11 protein-coding genes are annotated in these 10,670 nt (G+C 60.1%); 7 read left to right on the forward strand and 4 right to left on the reverse strand.

The window, feature by feature from the left end; all coding sequences use genetic code 11:
• Positions 1-26 precede the first annotated feature (26 nt).
• The 3 genes from GNZ13_RS39745 (at position 27) to nadC (ending at position 3,404) form a co-directional block, all read left to right on the forward strand.
• Positions 27-1,223 (forward strand): DesA family fatty acid desaturase, encoded by a 1,197-nt coding sequence (locus tag GNZ13_RS39745; protein ID WP_172175520.1) that lies wholly within the window; start codon positions 27-29, stop codon positions 1,221-1,223.
• Positions 1,224-1,365: 142 nt separating this feature from the next.
• On the forward strand, positions 1,366-2,505 hold the full coding sequence (gene nadA, locus GNZ13_RS39750) for a quinolinate synthase NadA (RefSeq protein WP_172175522.1): 1,140 nt from the start codon (positions 1,366-1,368) through the stop codon (positions 2,503-2,505).
• A complete protein-coding gene (gene nadC, locus GNZ13_RS39755) occupies positions 2,505-3,404 on the forward strand; it encodes a carboxylating nicotinate-nucleotide diphosphorylase (RefSeq protein ID WP_172175524.1) in 900 nt (299 codons plus the stop codon). The genes nadA and nadC overlap by 1 nt, the downstream gene beginning before the upstream one ends.
• A gap of 82 nt (positions 3,405-3,486) precedes the next feature.
• On the opposite strand, the gene nadB is transcribed toward nadC, so the two are convergent.
• The 4 genes from nadB to radC all read right to left on the reverse strand — a co-directional run bounded on the left by nadB (position 3,487) and on the right by radC (position 6,841).
• Positions 3,487-5,085 carry an L-aspartate oxidase gene (gene nadB, locus GNZ13_RS39760; RefSeq protein ID WP_172175532.1) on the reverse strand — a complete coding sequence of 533 codons (1,599 nt, stop codon included), beginning with the start codon at positions 5,083-5,085 and terminating at the stop codon, positions 3,487-3,489.
• Between the two features lie 238 nt (positions 5,086-5,323).
• Positions 5,324-5,491: a 50S ribosomal protein L33 gene (rpmG, locus tag GNZ13_RS39765; protein ID WP_006050116.1), complete on the reverse strand. Its 168-nt coding sequence runs from the start codon at positions 5,489-5,491 to the stop codon at positions 5,324-5,326.
• A gap of 10 nt (positions 5,492-5,501) precedes the next feature.
• Positions 5,502-5,735 (reverse strand): 50S ribosomal protein L28, encoded by a 234-nt coding sequence (gene rpmB, locus GNZ13_RS39770; RefSeq protein WP_007180631.1) that lies wholly within the window; start codon positions 5,733-5,735, stop codon positions 5,502-5,504.
• Positions 5,736-5,974: 239 nt separating this feature from the next.
• Positions 5,975-6,841, reverse strand: coding sequence for a RadC family protein (gene radC, locus GNZ13_RS39775; RefSeq protein WP_407945689.1), 867 nt, complete (start codon positions 6,839-6,841; stop codon positions 5,975-5,977).
• A gap of 200 nt (positions 6,842-7,041) precedes the next feature.
• Here radC and GNZ13_RS39780 point away from each other — a divergent pair, with 200 nt between their 5' ends.
• From GNZ13_RS39780 to GNZ13_RS39795, 4 genes are all read left to right on the forward strand, one after another.
• Complete coding sequence (locus GNZ13_RS39780; RefSeq protein ID WP_063497119.1) at positions 7,042-7,497, forward strand: FKBP-type peptidyl-prolyl cis-trans isomerase; 456 nt, start codon at positions 7,042-7,044, stop codon at positions 7,495-7,497.
• A gap of 2 nt (positions 7,498-7,499) precedes the next feature.
• The gene (ispH, locus tag GNZ13_RS39785; protein ID WP_172175528.1) at positions 7,500-8,459 is read left to right on the forward strand and encodes a 4-hydroxy-3-methylbut-2-enyl diphosphate reductase; all 960 of its coding nucleotides are present in this window, start codon (positions 7,500-7,502) and stop codon (positions 8,457-8,459) included.
• A 542-nt stretch (positions 8,460-9,001) separates the two neighbouring features.
• Positions 9,002-10,198: a branched-chain amino acid ABC transporter substrate-binding protein gene (locus GNZ13_RS39790; RefSeq protein ID WP_172175530.1), complete on the forward strand. Its 1,197-nt coding sequence runs from the start codon at positions 9,002-9,004 to the stop codon at positions 10,196-10,198.
• Positions 10,199-10,426: 228 nt separating this feature from the next.
• The coding region (locus tag GNZ13_RS39795; RefSeq protein WP_407945690.1) for an ABC transporter permease subunit at positions 10,427-10,670 on the forward strand (244 nt) is incomplete at its 3' end.

Here is a 10,670-nt window from a genome sequence, read left to right on the forward strand (position 1 = left end):
GTCTCTTGTTCCACAGGTAAATTGCCTTGTTGAATTCTTTGCTCGATTTTCTTGCCCACGGCCTGCTGCATTTCTCGTGGTGGCAACTTGTGCTGTACACGCTGGTCGCGACGCACATTACGATCATTGGCGTGACGGTCTATCTGCATCGCTGCCAGGCGCACCGCGCGCTGGAGTTGCATCCGATCGTCAGTCATTTTTTCCGTTTCTGGCTGTGGATGACCACTGGCATGCTGACCGGCCAATGGGCCGCGATTCACCGTAAGCACCATGCCAAGTGCGAGACCGAAGAAGATCCGCACAGCCCGCAAACGCGCGGCATCTGGAAGGTGCTGCTCGAAGGCGCGGAACTGTATCGTACCGAAGCCAAGAATGAAGAAACGATGCGCAAATTCAGTCACGGCACGCCGAATGACTGGATGGAACGCAACGTCTACACCAAGTACCCGATCCTCGGCGTGAGCCTGATGATGGTGCTGAACGTCGCGCTGTTCGGCGTTGTCGGCCTGACCATCTGGGCCGTGCAGATGGTGTGGATTCCGTTCTGGGCCGCCGGTGTGGTCAACGGCCTCGCGCACTGGTGGGGCTACCGCAACTTCAACTCGTCGGATGCCAGCACCAACATTTTCCCGTGGGGCATCATCATCGGCGGTGAAGAGTTGCATAACAATCACCACACGTATGCGACGTCGGCCAAGCTGTCGAACAAGTGGTACGAGTTCGACATCGGCTGGATGTACATCCGCATCATGTCGGCGTTCCGTCTGGCCAAGGTGAAGAAGGTCGCGCCTACGCCGCGCCTGACCACCGACAAGCTGGTACTCGATCAGGACACGCTGCAAGCCGTGCTGGCAAACCGCTACGAAGTGATGGCGCGTTACGGTAAGGCGCTCAAGCGTGCTTATCGCCAGGAACTGGCACATTTGAAGGAAGTCGGCGCGCGTGAGAAGTATCAGGTGATGCGCGGTGCGCGTAGCTGGTTCCACAAGGAAGAAGCGGGTCTCGACGAGCCGCAGAAGCGCCAGTTGCCGCAAATCTTCGCGAGCAGCCAGAAGCTCAAGACCTACATCGACATGCGCAACGAACTCGCGGCAATGTGGGAGCGCTCCAATGCGTCGCGCGACCAACTGTTGATTCAGTTGCAAGACTGGTGTCATCGCGCTGAGCAGAGTGGTATTAAAGCGCTGCAAGAATTCGCGATGCGTCTGCGTCGCTATGCCTGATCGTATGCCTGAGCGCGAAATCCATTAAAATTTCGTTACGTCACAAAACCCCGCGTTGGCGGGGTTTTGCTTTTTGGGCCGCGGCAATTTCAACGACACGCGATTGACAGTCCGCGGCGGCAGAGCGAAGGCAGAGGAGATCATGGATCAGCAGGCGATCAGGACCGTCGAATACGACCGGCCACAGGCACAGGGCACGACGTGCGGGATCGGGCAGGCGTGGGCGAAGGTGCCCGACGTGCCGTCGGCGGAGCAGAAGGTGGCGTTGAAGGAGCGTATCCGCGCATTGCTTAAGCGCGAGAAAGCCGTGCTCGTTGCGCATTATTATGTCGACGCAGAATTGCAGGAACTCGCCGACGAAACCGGCGGCTGCGTGGCCGACTCATTGGAGATGGCGCGTTTCGGCCGCGATCACGAGGCGCAAACGCTGGTGGTGGCGGGCGTGCGCTTCATGGGCGAGACCGCGAAAATCCTGAGTCCGGACAAGCGCATTCTAATGCCTGATCTCGACGCGACCTGTTCGCTCGACTTGGGCTGTCCGGTCGATGAATTCTCAGCTTTCTGTGACGCTCACCCGGATCGCACGGTGGTCGTGTACGCGAACACCAGCGCGGCCGTTAAGGCCCGCGCGGACTGGATGGTGACGTCGTCGATCGGGCTGGAAATTGTTGCCGATCTGCACGCACGTGGCGAAAAGATCATCTGGGCGCCGGATCGGCACCTCGGCAGCTATATCCAGAGCAAGACCGGCGCGGACATGCTGCTGTGGCAGGGCTCGTGTCTCGTGCACGACGAATTCAAGGGCATTGAACTCGATCTGCTGCGCGCCGAGTATCCGGGCGCGAAAGTGCTGGTGCATCCAGAATCGCCGGCTAATGTGGTCGCGCAAGCGGACGTGGTGGGTTCGACAACCCAGTTGATCGACGCCGCGCAAAAACTCGACGCGACGCATTTCATCGTGGCGACCGATCTCGGCATTCTGCACAAGATGCAGCTCGCCGCACCCGGCAAGACGTTGATCGCCGCGCCCACGGCCGGCAACAGCGCGGCCTGCAAGAGCTGCGCGCATTGCCCGTGGATGGCGATGAACGGCCTCGCCAATCTGGCCGACGTGCTCGAACGCGGCCACAACGAAATCTTCGTTGATCGAGCGATCGGCGAGCGGGCGCGTCTGCCAATCGACCGGATGCTCGACTTTGCTGCGCGTCACAAGAAGCGCGTGCAAGCCAGCGGCGATCTTGCGCGTGACGCGCAACTGTATTCGAACGTGGGAGCGGCGTAATGGGGGCGATGGAAGGCAATCAGGTCGAGGCGGTGTCGCCGCTGTTCGCAGAGATTCATGCGCAGTACGGTGCCGCGTTCGATGCTGCGTTAGAACGCAACGTCGCTGACGCGCTGGCCGAAGATATTGGCGCAGGCGATCAGACTGGCCGCCTTGTCCCCGCAGACGACGTGCGCGATGCCCGCGTCGTCGTGCGCGAAGATGCCGTGCTGTGCGGCGTGCCCTGGTTCAACGCGGTGATGCGCCAGGTCGATCCGCGTATCGACGTGCAATGGCGTTATCGCGAGGGTGATCGGATGGCAGCGGATACGCCGGTCTGCGAGCTGCGCGGTCCTGTCCGTGCGCTGTTGACTGCCGAGCGCAATGCGCTGAATTTCCTGCAACTGCTGTCGGGCGTGGCGAGCGCAACGCGCCGTTATGTCGACGCAATTGCCCACACTCAAACGCGTATCCTCGATACGCGCAAGACCTTGCCGGGCTTGCGGCTCGCGCAGAAATACGCAGTGCGCGTGGGCGGCGGGGCGAATCAGCGGCTCGCGTTGTACGACGGCATTCTGATCAAGGAAAACCACATCGCCGCAGCGGGCGGCGTCGGTGCCGCAATGGATGCGGCCCTCGCGCTGAATGCGGGCGTGTCGATCCAGATCGAAGTCGAAACGCTGGCGCAATTGGAAACCGCGCTGACGCATCGCGCGCAATCCATTCTGCTGGACAACTTTTCGTTCGATGCGATGCGCGACGCAGTGCGTATCACGGCAGGGCGTGCGGTGCTGGAGGTGTCTGGCGGTGTGAACTTCGAGACGGTGCGGACCATCGCGGAAACGGGTGTCGACCGCGTGTCGATCGGTGCGCTGACCAAAGACGTGCGCGCAACGGATTACTCGATGCGGATCGTCTGAGCCGTGCGCCTAAGCGTTCGCAATCAATGAAAAAGCCATCGCTGGGAAACCGGCGATGGCTTTTTCACTTCAGCTTTAGAAATCACACGTTGCGGTTACGCACATGCTCCGGCGACAACACCGTCGGCAGCGCTTTAGGCAGCGTGGCCGGCCAATCGCGGCTGAAGTGCAGGCCGCGGCTTTCACGCCGTGAGCGAGCGCCTTCGACGATCAGTGAAGCCACGTCGACCAGATTGCGCAGTTCAAGCAAATCGCGGCTCACCTTGAAGTTCGCGTAATACTCGTGAATCTCGTCGCGGAGCAACGCAAGCCGATGCTTGGCTCGCGTGAGTCGCTTGTCCGTACGGACGATGCCGACGTAGTTCCACATCAGGCGGCGCAGTTCATCCCAGTTGTGCGCGACCACTACTTCTTCGTCCGGATCGGACACGCGGCTCTCGTCCCAGTCCGGCAGGGGTGCGTGGACGGCGGCGCTGAAGCCTTCTTCCTCGATGGCCTGCGCAGCGGAGCGTCCGATCACGAGACATTCGAGCAAGGAGTTGCTGGCAAGCCGGTTCGCGCCGTGGAGGCCTGTGCATGACGTTTCACCGACCGCATAGAGGCCCGCGAGATCAGTCCGGCCGGCCAGATCCGTCACGACGCCGCCACACGTGTAGTGCGCGGCAGGCACAACCGGAATGGGCTCTTTGGTGATGTCGATGCCGAATTCGAGGCAGCGGGCTAGAATCGTCGGGAAGTGTTCGCGCAGGAATTCAGGCGGCTGATGGCTGATGTCGAGATACACGCAATCAATGCCGCGTTTCTTGATCTCGAAGTCGATCGCGCGCGCGACGATGTCGCGCGGCGCGAGTTCGGCGCGTTCGTCGTGGTTCGGCATGAAGCGCGTGCCGTCCGGCAGCTTCAGAATGCCGCCTTCGCCGCGCACCGCTTCCGAGATCAGGAACGACTTCGCATAAGGATGGAACAGGCAGGTCGGATGGAACTGGATAAATTCCATGTTCGACACGCGGCAGCCCGCGCGCCAGGCCATCGCGATACCGTCGCCGGTCGCGGTGTCGGGGTTGGTGGTGTACAGATAGACCTTGCCGGCGCCGCCGGTGGCGAGCACGGTATGCGGCGCTTCGATTGTCACGGTGCGGCCGCTTTGCAGGTCGAGTGCGTACAAACCGTGGCAGCGACGGCCGGGCAGACCGAGACGGTCGGACGTGATCAGGTCGATCGCGTAGTGGTCTTCAAGCAGGGTGATGTTCGGATGATGGCGTACACGCTCGCTGAGCGTGGCGACCACGGCATGGCCCGTTGCATCCGCAGCATGAATGATCCGGCGGTGGCTATGGCCGCCTTCACGTGTCAGATGAAAGCCGAGTTCGGCGGCGTCGTCTTTGGTGAATGGTACGCCTTGCTCGATCAGCCATTCGATCGCGGCGCGCCCATGCTCGACGATAAAGCGTGTTGCCGCCTCGTCGCACAGGCCGCCGCCGGCGATCAGTGTGTCGCGCACATGGTTTTCGATACTGTCCGCCGAATCCAGTACGGCGGCGATCCCGCCTTGCGCCCAATCGCTCGCACCTTCGGTCATCGATCGCTTGGCGACCACCGCAACCCGCCGGGTCTCCGCGAGATTGAGCGCAACGCTCAACCCTGCCAGACCGCTACCGACAATCGCTACATCGAATTCCATCGCCTGCATCTCCGTCTTTCGTTTTGCCATGGCGGCATGCATGTGTGCATGCCGCTAAAACGAGAAAGGATACGCGTCGCGACGGATGAGGGAAAGCTGGCCGAATGGGATAAGACTGTTCTGGTAGGCAAACGACAGCTAAATAGTGCGATATCGGGAGTCAGAAAACAAAAAAGCCTCGCACGAATGCGAGGCTTTTTTGCAAATCTGTTTGCCTTCGTCAGGCAGGAGCCAAGATTTACTTAATCTTGGTTTCCTTGTAGTCAACGTGCTTACGGACGACCGGATCAAATTTCTTGATCAGCATCTTTTCCGGCATGTTGCGTTTGTTCTTCGTCGTCGTGTAGAAGTGACCCGTGCCTGCGGTCGATTCCAACTTGATCTTGTCGCGTGCGCCTTTCGCCATGATTTACTCCTTAGGCTTCACCGCGTGCGCGCAGATCTGCGAGCACAGCGTCGATACCGTTCTTGTCGATCAGGCGCAGGCCGGCGTTCGAAACGCGCAGACGCACCCAACGGTTTTCGCTTTCCACCCAAATACGGCGGTTTTGCAGGTTCGGCAGGAACCGGCGCTTGGTTTTGTTGTTCGCGTGGGAAACGTTGTTGCCGCTCATCGGCGCTTTCCCAGTTACTTGGCATACGCGTGCCATGAGAGCACTCCTAATACGCTAATTCTGAGTTCGAACGCCGTGAAAGTTTCCCGAAAAGAGCCGCGCTTAAGTTGTTGAAACTCTAGGCACGTTTCCTTTCCGGAACGCCTTGGTGGCTTCGGAACAGGGGGTTGGAAATAGGCAAACCGGAATTCTAGCAGAAAAAAAGCCGCAAAATCAAACCTTATTTGCGATGCCGAACACGGCGCGACGTTGTCGTGGCCCAGGTTCAGACCATTTCACGGCCAGCCGGCGCGGGCGAACGAGTAGGTATTGTCGGCGCCGATCACCAGATGATCGATCAGCCGCACGTCGATCAGAGCAAGGGCATCGCGTAGCGTATGCGTCAATCGGCAGTCGCTCGCGCTCGGCTGGACGGCGCCGGAAGGGTGATTATGCGCGACGATCAGGCTGGCGGCATTCAGATTCAGCGCTCGCCGGACGATCTCGCGCGGATAGACCGCCATGCGTGTCAGCGTGCCGCGTGCGCTTTCTTCACAGCGGATCAACCGATGCCGGGCGTCGAGAAAGAGCGACACGAAGACCTCTTGCGTCCTGCCGCCTATGCGCAGGCGCAGATAATCTTGCACGGCCTCAGGCGAGTTCATCAGCGAACGGTCACGCAATTTGTCGACCAGCGAACGCCGCGCCATCTCCATGATGGCGAGCAACTGCGCCTTCTTTGCTGGGCCGATGCCGCGCAGGCCGTCGAAGTCCGAATAGGTTGCATCGAGCATGGCCCGCAGCGAGCCGAACCGGTCGAGCAGGGTGCGCGCGACGTTGAACACATCGTGGCCGGGCAGGCCCGAGCCAAGCACCAGGACGATCATTTCAGTGTCGGAGAGCACGCCCGGCCCTTCCTCGATCAGCCGCTCGCGCGGCATGTCCTTTTTAAGCCATTTGCCGCGTACGAGCTGCCGGGCAGGGGGTGTGCCGGCATTCGCAGCGGCGTCGGCGATGCGAACGCTATGATCGGCTGCGGTATTGCCAACTGCGGCGCAAGCGCGCGGTGACACTGGGGCGGGCGCTACGGCGGCGGGCGCGGCAGGCTCCGGCAAGGTCGCATCGAGTGTCGCTTCGTCTATCGTGCAGGCGTAGTCAGCCATATAGGTATGCATCCTCCAGTTCGAGTTTGTGGCGGCAGGCGGCGCCCGGCCGTGCCGCGATGCGCGCGACGGACCCAAGCCGCCGCCCGCTATGTGGCTTACAATAGACGCTTTGCGCACGGCATCCCGAGGGTTTGCCACACGCGTCGACTGCGCCCGCGGCGCACGCGTGCAGCGCGCTTCGACTGAGCGAGCATTGCATGAGCATCATCGACATTTCCGAAGTGAAACCCGGTTCACACGTGACGCTTCACTACCGGCTTTCCCTTGCCGATGGCGCCGAAGTCATCAATACGTTTACCGACAGGCCGGCCACGCTGCTGCTCGGCGCAGGCCAACTGGCGCCGCCGCTGGAAGATATTCTGCTGGGTTTGAAGGTGGGCCACCATTCGACCTTTCAGCTAACGCCGGATCAGGCGTTCGGTCCGCGCAATCCGGAGCTGATCCAGCGGGTCTCGCTGGCCACGCTGCGCGAAAACAGCATGATCGGCGAGGATTTTTCGCCGGGTGACCTGGTTGAATTCAACGCGCCGGGCGGCGGCCGCTACGCTGGCGTCCTGAAAGAAGTCGGCGAAACGTCGGCGTTATTCGATTTCAACCATCCGCTTGCCGGCCAGGCGCTGGCGTTTGAAGTGAAAATCATCGGGATTCTGTAAACATGAGCATCACGGAAACGACTCTTGCCGAAGCCGAGATCCTGCTGGCGCAGCCGCGCGGGTTCTGTGCCGGCGTCGATCGGGCCATTGAAATCGTGGAGCGGGCCATCAAGCTGCACGGCTCGCCGATCTACGTGCGCCACGAAATCGTCCATAACGCCTACGTCGTTGAAGATTTGCGCAAGAAGGGCGCAATCTTCATCGAACAGCTGGAAGAAGTGCCGGCTGGCAATACGGTCATTTTCAGCGCGCATGGCGTGTCGAAAGCGGTGCGCTCGGAAGCCGAGTCGCGCGGCCTGCGGGTGTACGACGCCACCTGTCCGCTCGTGACCAAGGTGCATATCGAAGTCGCGAAAATGCGCCAGGACGGCTTCGACATCGTGATGATCGGCCACAAGGGCCACCCTGAAGTCGAGGGCACGATGGGGCAGGCGGGCGAAGGCATGCATCTGGTGGAAGACATCGAAGACGTGCAGGCCTTGCAACTGGCCGATCCCGAGCGGATCGCGTTCGTTACGCAAACCACCCTGTCGGTAGACGACGCAGCCGAGATCATCGCTGCCCTGAAGGCGAAGTATCCGGCGATCCGCGAGCCGAAGAAGCAGGACATCTGCTACGCCACGCAAAACCGTCAGGACGCGGTCAAGTTCATGGCGCCGCAATGCGACGTCGTGATCGTAGTCGGCAGCCCGAATAGTTCGAACTCGAACCGGTTGCGCGAACTGGCCGAAAAGCTTGGCGTGCCCTCCTATATGGTGGACTCGCCGGACCAGATCGATCCGGTCTGGGTCGAAGGCAAGCGCCGGATCGGCGTGACGGCGGGTGCCTCGGCGCCGGAAGTGCTGGCGCAAGCGGTGATCGGCCGGTTGCGTGAGCTCGGCGTGCGCAACGTGCGCGCGCTCGAAGGCATCGAGGAAAACATCGCGTTTCCGCTACCGCGCGGGCTGGGTCTGCCTGCCTGACAATTAGCCGACGTTTCTGAAAGAAAAGCGCGCCCAAGGGCGCGCTTTTTTTACGCCCGCGGATTCGTGAGTCTGTCGGAAATAAGGTGCCAGAACACCTCGTCGAGCCGTTTTAAGTGTGCTCCCACACAAATTCTTTTGAATTGTGATTTGGCATTTAATCGTTTTTTCGACGATATGACCCCGTTTAACTCGCGTCAAACGCGTTGCGTCGATTTTTGACGCACTAAAATAGTGCGTACGCCTTGATATCAATGAAAACGTAATACTTAACGCGAACCACGGTGCAATCAGGGATCGGGGCATATCGCTGCAACACTTGATGCCATTGGGCGCAGCGGTGGTGCAACTGGTGCACGGAAAATAGTCGCAACTTGGTTGCGCCTATTGCCGAATTCCTCTCTCAAAATAAGGTTGCAATGCAGGAAAACCCCACCGTTTCAACAATATTGCGCGTCGCATAATTGGAGTTACAATGCGCGCGTTCTCAAGGCCTCCGGGTCCCGAACAACGGATTTTGCAAGGCGCGGGAGACCTACTTAATGCGAGTCAAATTTGCTTACGCCGTGTCCATCGTGACCGCGGTTGCGATGTTGACCGCGTGCGGCAAGAAACAGGAAAGCGAGGCGGGAGCAGGTGCATCGGCTGCCACGGCGGCGGCACCGGCGAGCGAAGCGATTGTCGTGAAGATCGGTCATGCGGCCCCATTGACGGGCCCCATTGCGCATCTCGGTAAAGACAATGAAAACGGTGCGCGTCTGGCAGTCGATGAGATCAACACACAGGGTTTGACTATCGACGGTCACAAGATCCAGTTGCAGCTTGACGCGCAAGACGATGCCGCGGACCCGAAAACGGGAACGGCGGTCGCCGAAAGGCTCGTCGAAGATCATGTCGTCGCCGTGGTCGGACACCTGAATTCAGGTGTGTCGATTCCGGCGTCGAAGATCTATAGCGATGCCGGGATCGTGGAAATCTCGCCGTCGTCGACGAACCCGGGGTATACGCAGCAAGGTTTCAAGACGACTTATCGGGTGGTCGCGACCGATGCCCAGCAGGGGCCGGCGCTAGCCAACTACGCAACGAAAGTGCTTGGCGCGAAACGCATCGCGATCGTCGACGACTCGACCGTCTACGGTAAGGGACTGGCCGACGAGTTTGCGAAGACAGTACAGGCGAGCGGGGCGAAGATCGTCGCGCGTGAAGTCACGAATGACAGGGCTACGGAGTTTCAGGCCGTCCTTAGAAAGATCAAGAGTGTTCAGCCGGACGTGATCATGTTCGGCGGAATGGACGCAACGGGCGGGCCGTTTACCAAACAGGCGGCGGCGCTCGGTATCAGGGCAAAAATCCTTGGCGGCGACGGCGTGTGTACCGACAAGGTGGGTGAGCTGGCGGGAACCGCCGTGCAAAACCTGGTCTGTTCGGAGGCAGGACTCGCGCTTTCGAAAATGGACAAGGGAGCGGACTTCGAAAAGAAGTACGTCGACCGCTTCCACACGCCGGTGCAGATTTACGCACCGTTCACGTATGACGCTGTGTACGTGATTGTCGATGCAATGAAGCGCGCTAATTCGATCGAGGCGCCCAAGGTGCTGGCTGCGATGCCGTCCACCGATTACAACGGGGTAATCGGCCACATCGCGTTCGACGACAAGGGTGATTTGAAAGAGGGCGCCATTACGCTTTTCGACTTCAAGAACGGCAAGAAAGCGGTTCTCGACGTCGTGAAGATGTGATGACGGGACGTAGCCTGACGGCACCGAAACCACCCAACGGTGCCGTTTTTGCATCCGCCATCGGCGAGTCCCCGGCTGCATCCCAGTCGTAAGACGAACCGGATAGCGGATAACCCTTACCGGTCTTTTACATCAGTACCCGCAGTGCCGTTGAGATTGGCGTACCGCATCACCGCCCACCGGCTGATGAAGAACGCGAATCCAGTCGCACGGGCTAAGGAGCATTAAATGGATATCTTCATCCAGCAGGTCCTCAACGGGCTGGTGCTTGGCAGCGTTTACGCCATCATCGCACTGGGCTATACGATGGTTTACGGCATCTTGGGCATCATCAACTTCGCGCACGGCGATGTGTTGATGGTGGGCGCGATGGTTGCGCTCTCAGCCATAGGCGTGCTTCAGAACCACTTCCCCGGCCTCGGCAATGTGCCGACGCTCATCATCGCGTTGATCATCGCGGCAGTGGTTTGCT

The sequence above is a fragment of the Paraburkholderia elongata genome (assembly GCF_013177735.1).
GTDB classification, from domain to species: domain Bacteria; phylum Pseudomonadota; class Gammaproteobacteria; order Burkholderiales; family Burkholderiaceae; genus Paraburkholderia; species Paraburkholderia elongata.